At 71.3% G+C, this 17009-nt stretch carries 15 protein-coding genes; 14 read left to right on the top strand and 1 reads right to left on the bottom strand.

Annotated features, from left to right (window positions below):
- The first annotated feature begins 11 nt into the window (after positions 1-11).
- The 10 genes from ligA (at position 12) to rsmA (ending at position 11929) form a co-directional block, all read left to right on the top strand.
- Complete coding sequence (gene ligA / locus VFL28_02315; protein ID HET7263475.1) at positions 12-2063, top strand: NAD-dependent DNA ligase LigA; 2052 nt, start codon at positions 12-14, stop codon at positions 2061-2063.
- Positions 2060-2665, top strand: a complete 606-nt coding sequence (locus tag VFL28_02310) for a GerMN domain-containing protein (GenBank protein HET7263474.1) — start codon at positions 2060-2062, stop codon at positions 2663-2665. Before ligA ends, VFL28_02310 begins: the two co-directional genes overlap by 4 nt.
- A gap of 47 nt (positions 2666-2712) precedes the next feature.
- Complete coding sequence (locus VFL28_02305) at positions 2713-4056, top strand: hypothetical protein (GenBank protein ID HET7263473.1); 1344 nt, start codon at positions 2713-2715, stop codon at positions 4054-4056.
- 12 nt (positions 4057-4068) lie between these two features.
- Positions 4069-5625 carry a carboxyl transferase domain-containing protein gene (locus tag VFL28_02300; GenBank protein ID HET7263472.1) on the top strand — a complete coding sequence of 519 codons (1557 nt, stop codon included), beginning with the start codon at positions 4069-4071 and terminating at the stop codon, positions 5623-5625.
- 89 nt (positions 5626-5714) lie between these two features.
- Positions 5715-7196 (top strand): biotin carboxylase N-terminal domain-containing protein, encoded by a 1482-nt coding sequence (locus VFL28_02295; GenBank protein ID HET7263471.1) that lies wholly within the window; start codon positions 5715-5717, stop codon positions 7194-7196.
- On the top strand, positions 7193-7750 hold the full coding sequence (locus VFL28_02290; protein ID HET7263470.1) for a biotin/lipoyl-containing protein: 558 nt from the start codon (positions 7193-7195) through the stop codon (positions 7748-7750). Before VFL28_02295 ends, VFL28_02290 begins: the two co-directional genes overlap by 4 nt.
- 7 nt (positions 7751-7757) lie before the next feature.
- Positions 7758-9353, top strand: coding sequence for a methylmalonyl-CoA mutase family protein (locus VFL28_02285; GenBank protein ID HET7263469.1), 1596 nt, complete (start codon positions 7758-7760; stop codon positions 9351-9353).
- On the top strand, positions 9350-9766 hold the full coding sequence (locus VFL28_02280) for a VOC family protein (protein HET7263468.1): 417 nt from the start codon (positions 9350-9352) through the stop codon (positions 9764-9766). The genes VFL28_02285 and VFL28_02280 overlap by 4 nt, the downstream gene beginning before the upstream one ends.
- Positions 9767-10080: 314 nt before the next feature.
- Positions 10081-11040, top strand: a complete 960-nt coding sequence (locus VFL28_02275) for a 3D domain-containing protein (protein HET7263467.1) — start codon at positions 10081-10083, stop codon at positions 11038-11040.
- Positions 11030-11929, top strand: coding sequence for a 16S rRNA (adenine(1518)-N(6)/adenine(1519)-N(6))-dimethyltransferase RsmA (rsmA, locus tag VFL28_02270; protein ID HET7263466.1), 900 nt, complete (start codon positions 11030-11032; stop codon positions 11927-11929). The genes VFL28_02275 and rsmA overlap by 11 nt, the downstream gene beginning before the upstream one ends.
- Here the strand turns inward: rsmA and VFL28_02265 are convergent.
- A complete protein-coding gene (locus VFL28_02265; protein ID HET7263465.1) occupies positions 11919-13157 on the bottom strand; it encodes an LCP family protein in 1239 nt (412 codons plus the stop codon). The genes rsmA and VFL28_02265 overlap by 11 nt on opposite strands.
- A 369-nt stretch (positions 13158-13526) precedes the next feature.
- Between VFL28_02265 and ispE the strand changes: the two genes are divergently transcribed.
- The 4 genes from ispE to VFL28_02245 are packed head-to-tail and all read left to right on the top strand — an operon-like array spanning position 13527 to position 16965.
- Complete coding sequence (gene ispE / locus VFL28_02260) at positions 13527-14393, top strand: 4-(cytidine 5'-diphospho)-2-C-methyl-D-erythritol kinase (GenBank protein ID HET7263464.1); 867 nt, start codon at positions 13527-13529, stop codon at positions 14391-14393.
- Positions 14394-14396: 3 nt separating this feature from the next.
- Positions 14397-15290, top strand: a complete 894-nt coding sequence (locus VFL28_02255; GenBank protein ID HET7263463.1) for an NTP transferase domain-containing protein — start codon at positions 14397-14399, stop codon at positions 15288-15290.
- A complete protein-coding gene (gene purR, locus VFL28_02250; protein ID HET7263462.1) occupies positions 15287-16159 on the top strand; it encodes a pur operon repressor in 873 nt (290 codons plus the stop codon). The genes VFL28_02255 and purR overlap by 4 nt, the downstream gene beginning before the upstream one ends.
- A gap of 23 nt (positions 16160-16182) precedes the next feature.
- Complete coding sequence (locus tag VFL28_02245) at positions 16183-16965, top strand: GNAT family N-acetyltransferase (GenBank protein ID HET7263461.1); 783 nt, start codon at positions 16183-16185, stop codon at positions 16963-16965.
- Positions 16966-17009 lie beyond the last annotated feature (44 nt).

The following is a 17009-nucleotide window of genomic DNA, read 5'->3' as shown; positions in this document are numbered from 1 at the left end:
ACGGCAGACCTGTGACCACAAAGTCCCGTCAAGAGCGGACGCGCGCCCGCGGGGCAGCGCCGGACGTCAGGAACCGGGTCGAGACGCTCCGCGAGCAGATCCGGCACCATAGCCGTCAGTATTTCGAGCGGGACACCCCCGAGATCTCGGATGAGGCGTACGACGCGCTCGTCCAAGAACTCCGTGATCTCGAAGCGGCTCATCCCGACCTCGTCACCCCGGACTCGCCGACCCAGCGGGTCGGGGCCCCGCCGTCGCCGACGTTCCAAGCGGTCAGGCATCCCTACCCCATGTTGAGCCTCGCCAACGCGTTCGACGAGGACGACGTGCGGGCGTGGCACCGCCGCGTCGTCGCGGCGCTCGGCGACGGACGGATAGCCTTTGTGTGCGAGCTGAAGATGGACGGCGCGGCCGTCTCGTTGGTGTACGAGCGCGGCACGTTTGTGCGCGGCGCCACCAGAGGCGACGGCGTCCGGGGCGAGGACATTACTCCAAACCTCGCGACCGTGGTGCCCCAGCACCTCCGACACGCCGAGGCTCCGCCGCCCGCCTTCGCCGAGTTTCGGGGCGAAGTCTATCTGCCGGCGCGCGCGCTCGAAGCCGTGAACGAGGACCGCGCCCGCGCGGGCCAGCCGCTGTTCGCGAACGCGCGCAACGCCGCGGCCGGCTCGCTGCGCCAACTCGACCCGACGATCACCGCGTCGCGCCAGTTGGGGTTGTTCGTGTACCAGGTGGGCGCCGTCCCGGACGCGCGATTTCGAACACACATGGAAGCGCTCGGCTGGGCCAAGGGCCTCGGGATGCCGGTCAGCGATCACGTCCGGCGGGTCGAGTCGCTCGAGGACGTCCTGCGATACATCGCGGAGTGGCAGGTGAAGCGCGCGGCATTGGAGTTCGGAACGGACGGCATGGTTGTCAAGGTCGACTCGCTCGACCAGCAGGCCGAACTCGGCGCGACCAGCCAGGCGCCGCGCTGGGCGATTGCCTACAAGTTCCCCGCCGAAGAAGCCGAGACGCGGGTGGCCGACGTCTTCGTGAGCGTCGGACGGACCGGAGCGCTCACGCCTGTCGCGGACCTCGATCCGGTGCGGGTGTCCGGGGTGGTCGTGCGGCGCGCGGGTCTGCACAACGAGGACGAGATGCGGCGCAAGGACGTGCGCATCGGCGACCGGGTGATCGTGCGCCGCGCCGGTGAGGTGATCCCCGAGATCGTCCGCGTGCTGACCGAAAAGCGGACCGGCGAAGAGCGGCTGTTCGAGATGCCGGCGGTGTGCCCGATCTGCGGCTCGCCGGTCGAACGGCGGCCCGGCGAGGCGGTCGCGCGGTGCACCGGCGGGGCGATCTGCCCGGCGCAGGTTCTGAACCGTTTGATCCACTTCGGTTCCCGCGGCGGCGTGAACATCGACGGCGTGGGGCCTCGTCTCCTCCAGCAACTGCTCGATCGCGGCCTGATCGAGGATCCCGCGGACCTCTACCGTCTGACCAAAGACCAGATCCTGACGCTCGAGCGGATGGCGGACAAGTCGGCCGAGAACGTGATCGCCGCGATCGACGGCGGCCGCCGCCCACCGCTCGACCGCCTGATCTACGCGCTTGGGATCCGGCACGTCGGTGAACACGTCGCGAAACTGCTTGCGGCGCGATTCCGGACGCTCGAAGCGCTGGCGGCCGCGTCCAAGGAGGAGATCGCCGCCGTGCCGGGGATCGGGCCGACGATCGCGGAGAGCGTCGCGGACTTCTTCGCCCGGGAGCAGTCGCAGGCGCTCGTCCGCAAGTTGCGGCAGGTCGGCGTCGAGCCGGCGCCGCCCGAAGCAGCGATCGCGGGCCCGCTCGCGGGCAAGAGCTTCGTTTTCACCGGGGCGCTCGCCGCGATGTCCCGCCGGGACGCCGTGGCGCGCGTGGCTGCCCTCGGCGGTATCGTTGTGGAGAGCGTGAGCAAGAACACCGACTACTTGGTCGCCGGTGAAGAGCCCGGCACCAAGCTCGCGCGCGCCGGGAAGGCGGGCGTGCGCGTGCTCGACGAGGCGGCATTTCTCGCGCTGCTCGACGAGGCTCCCTCGTGAGCCGGCAGTACCCTCGCCGCGGCAGGAGCCGTGGCGTCCGCCGCCGGGGACGCCCGGTGCTCGGCTGGCTCGTTGTCGTCGCCCTGCTGATCGCGGCCGCGGTCCTGGTGGGGCGCGCCGTGCGCGTGCCGGTGCCGGGGCGCCACCCCGCGGCCGGCCCGCCGCAGACGGAGGTGCAGGTGTTCTTCGTCCGGACGGCGCCGGGCGGCCGTTCGCAGACGCTCGCCGCCGCGCGCCGGCGGGTGCCCCGGGGGCCGGACACGGCGCTGGCCGCAGAAGCGGTGCGGGCGCTGCTGGACGGACCGTCGCGCGCCGAGCGGTCGCACGGCCTGACGAGTGAGATCCCCCCCGGCACGGCGCTGCGAGCGCTCACGCTCAGCGGCCGGGTCGCGACGGTCGACCTCGGCGTCGCGTTTGCGCAGGGCGGCGGCTCCAGCAGCATGCTGGCGCGTGTCTGGCAGGTCGTCTATACCGCGACGCAGTTTCCGGACGTCTCCTCGGTGCGGCTGTTGATCGGCGGGCGGCGGGTGGCGACGCTCGGCGGGGAGGGCCTGATGATCGGCGCGCCCCTGCGCCGCCCCGCCGCGGTGCCCACGTTCTGAGAGAAGACGGGAGGGACCGCTTCGGGGGTGGGAGAATAGGCGGGCAAATGCCGCGCCAAATCTTCGCCGACGAGATCGAGCGGTTTCTCCAGGGGCTTGACGGCGTGTCGTCCGCCCGTGTGCTCACCGGTCCCGGCGGCGATGTCTCGTACGTTTACGTCACGACCGAGAGCGCCCTGGACAGCCGGGGTCTGCGCCACGGCGTCGTGGCCGCCCTCCAGTCGCGGTTCGGCATCCCGGTCGACGAGTGGCGCGTGCGCGTGACGCAGCTCCGGGCCGGCGTTCAGCCTGCGGAGATTCCGCGCTTCCGCGTCATGCGCGTCGAGGAAACCGCGACCGCGGCCGATCTTGCGGTGACGGTCAAGCTGCAGTGGACGCGCGGCTCGGACGTGCGGTCGGCGACCGGCCAGTCGAGGGGCCGCGGCGGCGGCGGCAATCGCCCGCGCGCGCTCGCGGCCGCGACGCTCGCCGCCGTGCGGGAGGCGCTGGACGTGTCCCACGCCGACCTGGCGCTGGAGCGCGTCGGGACGGTGACGTTTCTCGACCGCCCGGTCGTGCTGGTGGCGCTGTCCATGGGGCTGCAGGCCCGCGGCGCGCCCTCGGCCCCTGAGGCGCAGACGTTTGTCGGCACGGCGTTCGAGGACACGGCGCCACCGGCGGCGGACGAAACGGCCGAGCCCGCCATTACGGCTACGCTCGACGCCGTGACGCGCTGGCTGCTCCACGCCGTCTCAGCGCCGGAGCCGGTCCAGTCGATGCACCGGCGCGAGCGGCTCGAAGCCATCCGACACTTCTTGTTGGATTCCGCTCCGGCCGATCCGCCGGCGGCCGACGTGCCCGTCCCCGCGAATGCGCAGCCGGCACCGGGCCGGCCGGCGGAACCGATCCCGCTCCGGCCCGAATACGAAGAGGCCGCTGCGGCGGAGGCGGGGGGGGCGACGGGACACGGCGGCATCTCGCGGATCGCGCCCGTCCGCCCGCTGGCCCGGCATCTGGAGCCTTTGCGCGACGGCCACAATCGCGTGGATACACCCGGCGGCGGCCGCAGCGGTTCGCAAATCCCTCCGCGCGAGACGGCGCGGCCGGGGGCCGCGATGCAAGCACCGCGGACACGGGAGGAACCGGCGATGACCCTGCAGCACGATACGCCCGACGTTTCAGTTCGCGCGACGCGCGGCTCCGGGTTGGAGGACGGATTCTACCGGTCGCTTATCGCCGACCGGACGCCGGTGCACCTGCGCTGCCGCGACGGCTACGAAGTGCCGCGGGCGATCGTGCGTGACGCCGGCACCTACGCGCTCCTGGTGGAGACGCCGGACGGCCTGGAGCTGTTCTTCAAGCACGCCATCATCTCGATTCGCGTCCTGTCCAAGGCGGCCGCGCAGGCCTAGGGGAGTCGCGGGGTGTCGGAGCCGGACGGCCGGCGCCTCGAGGAACTGCGCGCGCGCCGCGTCCGCACCGAGGCGGGGGGCGGGGCTGAGCGCGTCGCGCGGCAGCACAACGCCGGCAAGCTCACGGCCCGCGAGCGCGTCGCAGAGTTTCTCGATCCGGGCACCTTTGTCGAGCTGGACCGCTTCGTCTCCCACCGCACCACGGAGTTCGGCATGGACAAGGTGGACGCGCCGGGCGACGGCGTTGTCACCGGCTACGGCGCCGCCAACGGCCGTCTCGTCTACGTCTTCTCCCAGGACTTCACGGTGCTCGGCGGGTCGCTCGGTGAAGCCCACGCGGCGAAGATCTGCAAGATCATGGACCTCGCGGTGCGCAACGGCGCGCCGGTGATCGGGCTCAACGACTCGGGCGGCGCGCGCATCCAGGAAGGCGTGGCGAGCCTCGGCGGTTACGCCGAAATCTTCCTCCGCAACACGCTGGCGAGCGGCGTCGTGCCGCAGATCTCCGCGATCATGGGGCCGTGCGCGGGCGGCGCCGTCTACTCTCCGGCGATCACGGACTTCACGATCATGGTGCGTGGGACGAGCTACATGTTCGTCACGGGGCCGCAGGTGGTGAAGACGGTCACCCGCGAGGACGTCACGCTGGAGGACCTCGGCGGCGCGGAGGTGCACGCCGCGCGCAGCGGCGTCGCGCACTTCGTCGCGGACTCCGACGAAGACGCGCTCGGGCTGGCCCGCCGGCTACTCACGTTCCTGCCACAGAACAATCTGGACGAGGTCCCCCGCGCCGAAGCCGGCGACGACCCCCTCCGCATGGACCCGGCGCTCGACACGATCGTGCCGGCGGACCCGAACCGGCCGTACGACATGCGGGACGTGATCACGCGCATCGTCGACCGGGGCGATTTCCTCGAAGTGCACGCCCTGTACGCGTCCAACATCGTGGTGGGGTTCGCGCGGCTGGGCGGGCGGTCCGTCGGCGTGGTCGCGCAGCAGCCGGCCGTACTGGCCGGGGCCCTGGACATCAACAGCTCGGTGAAGGGCGCGCGCTTCGTCCGGTTCTGCGACGCGTTCAACATCCCGCTCGTCACTTTCGTGGACGTCCCGGGGTTCCTGCCCGGCACCGCCCAGGAGCACGGCGGCATCATCAAGCACGGGGCGAAGCTGCTCTACGCGTACTGCGAGGCGACGGTGCCGAAGATCGCCGTGATCACCCGGAAGGCGTACGGCGGCGCCTATGACGTGATGTCGAGCAAGCACATCCGGGGCGACCTCAACCTCGCGTGGCCGACCGCGGAGATCGCCGTGATGGGGCCGGAGGGGGCCATCGACATCATCTTTCGCCGCGAGATCGAAACGGCCGACGACCGGCAGGCAATGCGGGCGCGCCTCGCCGCGGAGTACCGTGCGAAGTTCGCGACGCCGTACATCGCCGCCTCGCGCGGCTACATCGACGACGTGATCGAGCCGCGGGAGACGCGGCCGCGCCTAATCTCGGCGCTCGAGATGCTGGCCGGGAAGCGCGACCGGAACCCGCCGCGGAAACACGGCAATATCCCGTTGTGATCGGACAGGTCTCTCAGCCCCCACGATCGCGCGCCGCTGCGTCGGTCGGCCCGGCATGACTCGCCGCCGCCGTCCGCGAAGGCGTGCGGGTGGACAGGCGTCCCATCCGCAAACTGCTCGTCGCGAATCGTGGAGAGATCGCACTCCGCGTAATTCGCGCGTGCCGCGCCGCCGGTGTCGTCCCCGTCGCCGTCTACAGCGACGCGGACCGCGCGGCGCCGCATGTGTCGGCCGCCGACGAAGCCTGCCGCATCGGACCGGCGCCGGCGGCGGAGTCGTACCTGTCGGTCGGCGCGATCATGGATGCGGCGCGCGCGTCGGGCGCGGACGCGGTGCACCCCGGGTACGGTTTTCTTGCCGAAAATCCCGCCCTCGCGGAGGCCTGCGCCGAGGCGGGGGTGGTGTTCGTCGGGCCGCCCGCCGCGACGCTAGCCCGCTGCGGGGACAAGGCCGAGACCCGGCGGGCGGCCCGGGCCGCCGGCGTCCCGATCCTCCCCGGTACCGATCCCCTCGACGACGCCGGGCTCGCCAGGGAAGCGGGCGGCATCGGGTTTCCCGTTCTCCTCAAAGCCGCGGCCGGGGGCGGCGGGAAGGGCATTCACCTTGTCCGCGCGGCCGGGGACCTGGCGGCCGCGGTCCGGCTGGCGCGCGGGGAGGCCCGCGGCGCGTTCGGCGACGACCGCCTCTACGTCGAGAAGTGGCTGGAGCACGCGCGGCACGTCGAGGTGCAGATCATCGCCGACGTGGCGGGATCGCTCGTTCACCTCGGCGAGCGCGACTGCTCGATCCAGCGGCGCCATCAGAAGGTGATCGAAGAATCGCCGTCCCCGGCCCTCGACGCGCCGCTCCGGGAGGCGATGGGCCGCGCGGCGGTCACGGCTGCCCGCGCCGTCGGCTATGTGAACGCCGGCACGGTCGAGTTCGTCGTGGGCGGCCGGGGGTTCTATTTCCTGGAGATCAACGCGCGGCTCCAGGTCGAGCATCCGGTCACAGAGATGGTGACCGGATACGACCTCGCGCGCCTCCAGTTGGCGCTCGCGGGCGGGGCGGCGCTCCCATTCGAACAGCGGGACGTCGCCGCGCGCGGCCACGCCGTCGAGGCGCGAATCTCCGCGGAGGACCCGGACGCAGGCTTCGTGCCGTGGGTAGGCCGCGTCGGGCAGGTCCTGCTGCCCGGCGGCCCCTGGGTCCGCGTCGACGGCGCGCTGGCGCCGGGGATGGAGGTCACGCGATTCTACGATCCGATCCTCGCGAAGGTGATCGCGTGGGGCGAGACGCGGGCGGACGCGATCGCGCGCCTCGCGCAGGCGTTGCGGGAGACCGTCATCACCGGTGTGCCGACGACCGTGCCGTTCTTGCGCTGGGCGCTCGCCCATCCCGCCGTCCGCGGCGGGAGCTACACGATGCGCTTCGTCGAGACGGAGTGGGAGCGCCGCGACCGGACGCCGCCCGAGGGTATCGTGGAGGCCGCGGCCGTCCTCGCGGATCGCGCGGGTCGGACGGTCCCACCGCCGGTGTCGGCCGACGGGGGCGCCTGGGCGCAGGCCGCCCGGCGCGACGGACTGACGTGAAGACGTATTACCTCCGGATCGTCGGCGAGGCGTTCGAGGCGGCGATCGACGATGCGCCGGGCGGCCTGCGCGTGACGGTTACCCGAGCCGGGGGGGCCTCCGGGCCGGCACGCCGCGCCGACCTTGCCGAGATCGTTCCCGGATACTACTCGCTGCTGCTCGACGGCCGATCTCACACGATCATCGCGGCGAACTGGCGCGGCGGCGCCCCCGGGCCGCGCGACGGCGCAACGGGAGACGGCGTCCGGGAAGTCCACCTGCTGCTCGACGGCGTCGCGGTCGCCGCGGAGACAGGCCGCTCGTCCCGCACGCGGGGCGGCGCGCATGTCGCGGTCGGGTCCGTGGGCCTGGTCCGCGCGCCGATGCCCGGGTTGGTCGTGGCCATTCACGCGCAGCCCGGCGCCGAAGTCGCGGCGGGACAACCCCTCGTTATAATGGAGGCGATGAAGATGCAGATGGAAATCCGGGCGCCGCACGCCGGGGTCGTCCGCGAGGTCCACGTCGCCCCAGGCCGGGATGTCGCGGGCAACGACCTGCTGGTGACGGTCGAGTAGGGCGGCCGTGCCGGAGGAGCGCGGCGACTCCCGCCGGACGGCCTCGGGCATCCCGGTCGCGCGCGTCTACACAGCCGCCGCCGCCGGTGTCGACCCGGGGCGCGACCTCGGCGAGCCCGGCGAGTACCCGTTCACGCGCGGCATCTATTCCACGATGTACCGGGGCCGGCTGTGGACGATGCGCCAGTATGCCGGCTATGCCACCGCGGAAGAGTCCAACCGCCGCTTCCGGTACCTCCTCGAGCAGGGTCAAACCGGGCTGTCGATCGCGTTCGATCTGCCGACGCAGATGGGCTACGATTCCGACCATCCGCTGGCGGAGGCGGAGGTCGGCAAGGTAGGCGTCGCGATTGACTCGCTCGCCGACATGGAGGCGCTGCTGGCGGGCATCCCGCTCGACCGCGTGAGTACCTCGATGACGATCAACGCGACCGCGGCGATCCTGCTCTGCATGTATCAGGCCGTCGCGGAGCGGCAGGGCGTGCCGGCCGACCGCATCGACGGCACGACGCAGAACGACATCCTCAAGGAGTACATCGCCCGGGGGACCTACATCTATCCGCCGGTGCCGTCGATGCGGCTCGTGACGGATACGTTCGCGTACTGCGCGGAGCGGTTGCCGCGGTGGAATCCGATCAGCATCAGCGGCTACCACATTCGCGAAGCGGGCGCAACCGCCGTGCAGGAGGTCGCGTTCACCGTCGGTAATGCGATCGCGTACCTGCGCGCCGCGCAGGCCGCCGGGATGGATGTCGACCGCATCGCCCCGCGCCTCGCGTTCTTCTTCGACGCGCAGATGGACTTCTTCGAAGAGATCGCCAAGTTCCGCGCGGCGCGGCGGTTGTGGGCGCGGACGATCCGGCACCGGTTCGGCGCCCTCGACCCTCGGTCGTGGATGCTTCGGTTTCATACGCAGACGGCGGGCGTCGCGCTCACGGCGCAGCAGCCCGACAACAACGTCGTCCGCGTGGCCATTCAGGCGCTGGCCGCGGTCCTCGGCGGCACGCAGTCACTGCACACCAACGCGCGGGACGAAGCGCTCGCGCTTCCGACCGATGAGGCGGCCCTGCTCGCGCTGCGGACGCAGCAGATCATCGCGCACGAGACCGGCGCCGGCGCCACGGTGGACCCGTTCGGCGGCTCGTACTACGTGGAGGCCCTCACGGCCGAAATCGAGCGCCGCGCCGAGGGCTACCTTGCCAGGATCGAGCAGCTGGGCGGAATGCTGCCGGCGATCGAGCAGGGCTTCGTGCAGCGGGAGATCGGGGAGGCGGCCTATGGTGAGCAGCGCGACGTCGAGGCCGGACGCCGGATCATTGTCGGCGTGAACCGGTTCCAGACCGAGCACGAGCGCATTCCGCCGCTCCTGCACGTCGATCCGTCCGTCGTCGAGGGGCAGCGCGCCCGGCTGCGGCGCGTGCGGGCCGAGCGGGACGGCGCCCGCGTGCAGACCGTGCTCGCCGCGCTGGCCCGGACGGCGCGCGGCCGCGACAACCTGCTGCCCGTGATTTTCGAGTGCGTGCGCGCCTACGCCACCGTCGGTGAGATTTGCGCGACGCTCCGCGAGTGTTTCGGGACCTATCAGCCGTCGGCCGTCGTATGACCCCGGTCCCCCGCCTCGAGCATCTCGCCATCATCGTACGGGATCTCGACGCCCAGACGGCGGTTCCACTTGCCGCCCTGGGCCTCCTCGAGCGGAGCCGTACCTCGGTCGCCGGCGAAGACGGGGCCGTCGCTTTCATTCAGCTTGGGCAGGCGGAGATCGAGCTGCTGGAGCCGCTGTCGGGGCAGGGACCGCTTCGGCGATTCCTCAACGCCCGGGGCGAGGGGATGCATCACTTGGCCCTGCGGGTTCCCGATGTCGGGGCGGCCATCGCCCGTGCGACGGCGGCCGGCTTGCGCATGGCCGGTCCGGCTCTGCGGGACGGGGCCCACGGTACTCGGGTGGCCTTTGTTCACCCCGCCTCGCTTCACGGGCTGCTCGTGGAGTTTGTTGAGTTTCCGTCTGAGTGTTAAGATTTCGCCGTAAATCTTTCGTATTGTACGGTTTGCATTGATTCCAGTCTATATGTTATAGTCCCGCCGTAGACTGGAGTCTATAGATTTCGGTTCCAGCGCACCCTCCCCACATCGCAGCAGGACTCGACGCCTGGCCCGAGGGCAAGGATTAGAACTTATCCATTTTTCATGAACGAGACCGCGGGCGCGTAGGCGCTCGCGGCTGGGGCGCGAGTCCGTGGAGAGGGGGAGACATGCAGCCACACTTGCTGACGCTGCCGACGCGGTCCCCCCGCGGCGGTAGTGTCCGCCACGCCGTCCTGGCGGGTTTGGTGGTTAGCCTTCTGTACCCACTGCATCTAGCCGTCGACACGTGGGGCCTACCGTTCGGACGCACGGTCCACGTCACCGCCGACGGGCACGAAGTGACGTTTCGGTCTTATGCGAGAACCGTCGGAGACGCCGTGGTATCGGCGCAGACCCCGATGGGGCCGGGCGACCGGACGGTGCCGGCCGCCGGCACGTTGCTCTACCCGGGTATCGATATCAAAGTCGTCCGGGCCGTGCCGCTTACGCTGAAGCTTGGAGACGAGCAATCGTCCGTGCGAGTCGCGGCCGGGAGGGTGGACGAAGCCCTGCAGGCCCTGAGCGTGACGTTGGGTCCGCTCGACCGAGTGTACCCGGGCCTGGCGGAGGCGGTATACCCCGGCATGCAGATCACGGTTGAACGCCGCGCATGGCGAACCTGGGTTGAGCAACGCCCCGTCCCGTACACCTCAACGACCGTCGCGGATCCGCAACTCTACAGGGGCGACCGCACGCTCCGCACGCCCGGCCGTCCGGGGATCGATCAGCGGATCGTGGAAGCGCTGTATGCGAACGACCGGCCCGCCGCGATGGTCCCCCATCAGTGGACCGTCCTCAAGTCCCCGGTGACCGAGGTCGTCGCGGTCGGGACGCGGGCGATGATCGCGTCTCGCGGCGACTTCGCCGGACACGAATACATGATGATGGAGGCGACGGCGTACTACGCCGGACCGAACAACTACGGCGGCGCGATCGGACCGCGAACCGCGATCGGCCTGCTCGCGCAGCGCGGGGTCGTGGCGGTCGATCCGTCCGTCATCCCGCTCGGGAGCCGCCTCTTCGTCGACGGCTACGGCTACGCGATCGCCGGCGACACCGGCGGTGCGATCCAGGGCATGCGCATCGACCTCTGCTTCAACAGCTACGACGAGGCGATGAGCTTCGGCCGCCGCACCGTCAAGGTCTACATCATCGATCGCCACTAGGCGGCCGCCGGACGAAACCGGCGGCGGGGGCGCGGCCGCGGCGACGCCCGCCGGAACACGCGCGCTGCTGCGGCAATTCGGCATCCGTCCGGCGAAGCGCTGGGGACAGCATTTCCTGGTCAGCGCCCGGGCGCTCGAGGCAATCGTCCGCGCCGCCGAGCTGACCCGCGCCGATTCGGTACTGGAGATCGGCCCGGGCCTCGGCACCCTCACCGAGGCGCTCGCGGCCCGTGCCGGCACCGTCACCGCGATCGAGGTAGACCGCCGTCTCGCCGCGGTATTGCGGACGCGGCTCGCCGGCCTGCCCGACGTCCGAATCTTCGAGGGCGACGCACTTCGCGCGGACCTTTCCGCGCTCTTCGCCGGCCCGGGCGTCCGTAAGGCGGTGGCCAATCTTCCCTACAACATCGCGGCGCCGCTGCTCCTCCGTCTTCTGGAACCCGCGCTCGCGCTCGCCCGTCTTGTCGTTACCGTGCAGCGCGAGGTCGCCGAGCGCATCGTCGCTCCCGCGGGAAGCCCGGCCTACGGCCGGCTGTCGGTGGCGGTGCAGTACCGCGCCGCCGCCCGCATCGTCGCCCGGATACCGGCGGGTGCGTTTCTGCCCGCGCCCGACGTCGAGTCCGCGGTGCTCGTGATGGCGCCGCGCGCCTCATCGCCGGTAGCGGCCGGCGACGAGGCGTTCCTGTTCCGCGTGGTGGCGGCGGGTTTCGGGCACCGGCGCAAGACGCTGGCGAACGCCCTCGCGCGCGGCCTCGACCTCACCCCGTCCGCGGTCGAGGCGGCGTGCCGCTCGGCCGGGGTGGATCCGCGCGCGCGCGCCGAAACGCTCGACCTGGAAGCGTTCGCGGCGCTGGCACGAGCCCTGGCCGAACGTCCGGCTACGGGGTGAGGGCCGGCGTGACGCGGCCGTCGTAATCGCGGCCGAGGATCAGCGTGACCCCGGGACCACCGGCGGCGCCGCGGGCCTGCGCCGCGCGGGCGGCGGGGGTGCCCGGTGCGCTTCCTCGTCCGGCGGCCGGCGCGGGACCGTCGTCGGCGGTCACCCGGTCAATTTGCGTTGCCGCGGCGATCACCGCCGCGGCCGCCGGATCGGCGCCGTGACGGATCACCATGCTCGCCGCTGTCTCCGGGGCGGAGCGCACCGACAAGATTTGCACGCCGAGCGCGTTGAGCCGGGCCAGCGCATCGCCGGCCGCCCCGCGGCCCGCGCCCGAGACGACGACCTCGACGGTCGTCTGCGCCAGATCGGCGGCATCGATCCCGTAGAACATTCGCGCGATCACCGCGCGGTCGTCGGCGGCGTTCGGCAGCCAGTCGGAGACGCCGAAGCGCCCCGGCAGTGTCTCCCGATCGAGGGCGTTCTTGGGCAGCCGCGCAGCGAACCATCCGAGCGCGATCAACTGCTCGGGCGCCAAGTTCGTATCGATATCTTCGCGGAAGACGCGCAGGATCCGGCCGGCGTGGAACACGGTCTGCGGACGGCGCAGCTCCGTAATCAGGGCGTCGAGGACCTGCTGCTGCCGTGCGATCCGGCCGATGTCGCCGAGCGCGTCGTGCCGGAACCGCGCGTATTCGATCGCGGCCTTCCCGCCGAGCCGGCGATTGCCTTTCTTGAGGTGGATGTGGAGGCCGGCCCATTTGTCGTCGTAGTTGAGGTCCTTGTCGATCCGAACGGTCACGCCGCCCACGGCATCGATCAGGTGGACGTATCCGCGCTCGCGGAGCGTGACGTAATAAGGGAACGCGGCACCGCTGAAATCCTCGACGGTGAGGCGCGCGAGCGCTTCCTTGCCGTAGGCGTACGCGGCGTTGATTTTGTCCGTGCCGTGGCCGGGGATCGCCGCGCGGGTGTCTCTCGGGATGCTGAGCGCCTCAATCCGCCGGCGCTCCGGATCGAAGCTCACCGCGATCAACGTGTCCGTGCGGCTGATCGGATAGACGATCTTGGGGTTCTGGTCGCTCACGGTGCGGTCGAGTCCCATGACGAGGACGTTCGTGCGCCCGATCAGGCGAAACGGCCAGGCGAACGTCCGGCCGGGCGTTTGTGCGCGCAGGGCCGCGACGATAATGACGGCCGCGAGCGTAACGGCGAAGGCGGCGAGCAGGCCGCGGAGCACGGCTGAGACGGCGCGGGGCCAAACGGCCCGTCCCGGCGGAGGGGACGGCGACTGAGACGGCTGCGGTTGAAGCGGCTGCGACATGGTTACCATACTACGGGCGGACGGCCCGTCGTTTCAAGGGCGGCGACCGGGCCGCCCGGTTTTCCCGGCAGGAACGTCAACGTTCGGGGAAGGAACGGTTATGAGAGGGGCGAAAGTAGGCCACACGACTGACTGTCCCTGTAGGGGTAACGGATGCGAGGGGCACGCACAGCACCGATGGCCACGAACGTTCAGTTCGTGGAGCAACCCGCGGAGCCGCCATGTGGCGGGCCGCGGGTTGTGTGTTAATGGACGTCTTGAGGTGATGCGAAGGAGGCTGCCGCGGTGAAGGAACTGCACCTCAACGCGTACGCCAAGATCAACCTGACGCTCGACGTCCTCGGCGACCGGCCGGACGGATATCACGACATCGAGACTGTGCTGCACACAGTGGAACTGCACGATTCAATTACGCTGCGCGAAAACGGCGAAGGGATCGCCGTGCGCTGCGAGAGCCCGGACGTGCCGGCGGATACTCGCAACATCGTCCACAAGGCGGCGGCGCTGTTGAAAGAGACGTTCCACGTGCCGCGCGGCGTCGAAGTCGAGCTGACGAAGTGCATTCCGATCGCGTCCGGACTCGGCGGCGGATCGAGCGACGCCGCGGTGACGTTGCTCGGCCTTGCGCAGATGTGGAAACTCCGCCTCGGCGAGCGGCAGCTCATGGACCTCGCCTCGCAGATCGGCTCGGACGTGCCGTTCTTCCTCGCCGGCGGCGCGGCCCTCGCGACAGGGCGCGGCGAGCGGATCAGGCTCCTCCGGCCGCTGCCGACGACCTGGGTTGTGCTGGTCCGTCCACCGCTGCAGGTTTCCACCGAATGGGCGTACGGCGAGGTCAACCACGAAATGCCGCGGCGCCGGCCCGATACCCGCGCGGTCGTGCGTGCGCTCGACGCGGAGGATCCGGCTGAGGTGGGGCGGCTGCTCTGCAACGTTTTCGCGGAGGTCGTCGAGAACCATCACCCGGTCGTTCGGACGCTGCGCGAGCGGATGGCGTCCCAGCACCCGCTGGGCGTATCCATGTCCGGCACCGGCCCCGTGCTGTTTGCGCTCGCGGCGAAGGAGTCGGACGCGCGGACCCTCGGCGAAGCGCTCGCCGCAGAGGACGGCTGCGAAGTCTTCGTGACGCGGACCTTCGCCGAAGAGCGGTAGAGGTTGCGGGCTGACGCGGGCCGGCCGGACGGGCCGGCGCACACCGGCGTCGAAAGCCGCGCCGCCGTTGACGCGGTTGTGCTCGCGGGGGGCCCCGCGGATCCTACCCTGACGCGCGACGCGCTCCCGAAGGCGTTCGCCGTCATCGGTGAGTCCACCATGGTTGAGCGCGTCCTCGCGGCACTGCGGGGCGTTCCGCAGATTCGCCGCGTGGCCGTGGTCGGTCCCGATCCAATGCCGCCGGCGGTTGCTGCGGTCGCGACGCTCGCGGTCCCCGCGGCCGGCGGAATCTTGGACAACTTGGCCGCGGGGCTCTGCGCGCTCGAACACAACTCGCCGCCCGGCGCCGCGTCGCCGGGCGATGTCGCGGCGGTGCTGGTCGCCGCGGCGGACGTACCGCTGCTGACGGCGGAGGCGGTCGCGGCGTTTCTGCGAGAGGCGCAGCGGGCGTCCGTGGACGCCGCGTACGCGATCGTCCCCCGCGAAGACGTGGCCCGCGCAGCCCCGGGCGTGCGGAAGACCTTCGTGCGCGTCGCGGACGGCGAGTTTACCGGCGGCAGTCTCGTCCTGCTACGTCCCGGCGCGTTCGCGCGCGCGCGGCCGGTGATCGAGCGCGCGGTGCTCGCGCGCAAGCGTCCGTGGGAACTCGCGCGGCTGTTGGGGATCGGCACGCTGCTCGGGCTCGCGACCGGGCGGCTCCGGATCGCGGCGCTTGAGCGCCGGGCGGAGACGGTGGCGGGTCTGCGGGCGCGCGCGATCGTCTGCCGCGATGCCGGTGTCGCCCTCGACGTTGATACGCCGGAGATGCTGGCTTTTGTACGCCGGCGCCTGGCCGTCGCGGGGACGGGCGGGCCGCGGGCGCGCGCGGTCGGCGGCAGCGGGCAGGGGACCTCGTGAGACGGCTTCGCCGCGGCGACCGCATGGTGCTGATCGCGCAGCGCCTATTCCAGGAGCCGCACAAGATCTTTCCGCTGAGCGCGTTCACGGAGGCGCTCGGCGCCGCGAAGTCGACGATCAGCGAAGATCTCTCCGCGTTGCGCACCCTCTGCGAGGAATTTGAGTTGGGCCGGATCGAGACGCTCGCGGGCGCCGCCGGCGGAGTGCGGTACGCGCCGTTGTGCACGCCGGCCCAGATCGCGGCAATGGCGGAGGATCTCGCCTCACGCCTGCGCCAGCCGTCCCGCATTCTGCCGGGCGGCTTCTTGTACATGACCGACCTGCTTTCGATGCCCTCCGTGGCCTCTCGGCTCGGCGACGTGTTCGCGACGTTCTTCGCGGACCGCCGGCCCGACGTCGTACTGGCGATGGAGGTCAAGGGCATTGCGCTCGCGCTCATGACCGCGCGCGCGTTCAACGTCCCGCTGGTCACGATCCGGCGGGGCGGCCGCGCGGTAGAGGGCGCCGAAGGCGCGTCGGTCACGGTGAACTACGTCTCTGGATCGTCCCGGACCGTTCAGCAGATGACGCTGCCCCTGCGGGCCGTGCCGCCCGGGGCGCGCGCTCTGTTCATCGACGACTTCCTGCGCGGCGGCGGCACGGCCCGCGGCGTTCACGATCTGATGCGCGAAAGCCGCGCCGAGGTCGTCGGAATCGGCGTGCTCATCGAGACAGGCGAGCCCCGCGAGAAGCTCGTTGATGAGTACGTCGCGCTGCTCACGTTCGACGGCGTGGACGAAGCGTCGGGGACGGTGCGCATCGTTCCGAGCCGCCGTACGCTCCGCCGCATCTCCGCCGCCGCGGACGGGTCCGATCGGTCCCGCCGCTGAACGGGAACGCCGCGCCCGGCCCGATGGACGACCTGATCGAAGAGGCGCTCGTCGCCGCCGCGGCGGCCTACGTGCGGCAGGGGGGCGGCGAGGTCCGCGAGGGGCCGTCCTTTACCTGGGTTTCGACCGCGACGCGGGTGCCCTTTTACAGCGGCGTGATCCGCACGCGCCTCGCCGAGCACGACGCGGACCGGACCATCGAGGCCGTAACGGCCGAATTTGAGGCGCGCGGCCGGCTGATGGGGTGGTGGATCATGCCGCCGAGCCGACCCGCCGATCTCGCGGCGCGCCTGGCCGCCCACGGCTTCGCGGAGTGGGGTTCCGATCTCGGCATGGCCGGGGATCTCGCGGGGATCCCCGAGACCGTGCCGCTCCCTCCCGACGTTACGATCGAACGGGTGCGGACCCTAGACGGGCTCGAAGACTGGCTGCGGGCGTTCGGCGCCGGCTTCGGCGTGCCGGAACGCGGCATGGTCCGCTACCGCCGCCTTCCCCTCGGCGCGCCGCCTGAGCAGTCCCGATTCCGCTACTTCCTCGCGCGCGCAGGCGGGATTCCCGTCGCGACGGCGTTGTGGTTTCCGGCCGAGCGGGCCGCCGTCCTCGACGAGATCGCCACCGTCCCGGCGATGCGTCGCCGCGGGATCGGGACCGCGGTCACCCATGCCGCGCTGCTGGACGCCCGACTCGCGGGCTACCGCACGGCCGTGTTGGTCGCGTCGCAGGCCGGCACGTCCGTATACCGGCGCCTAGGCTTCGAAAGCCACGGCCGGCGCCACATCTTCCTGCGCGGAGATCCGTACCGCTAGGCGCACCGAGCCGGAGTCCCCCTCCGCGTATGCGCCTTGACAAC

The sequence above is a fragment of the bacterium genome, assembly GCA_035691305.1.
Taxonomy (GTDB): domain Bacteria; phylum Sysuimicrobiota; class Sysuimicrobiia; order Sysuimicrobiales; family Segetimicrobiaceae; genus DASSJF01.
The sequence above is the reverse complement of the archived record's forward strand: the minus strand, read 5'-3'. Positions and strand labels throughout refer to the sequence as shown.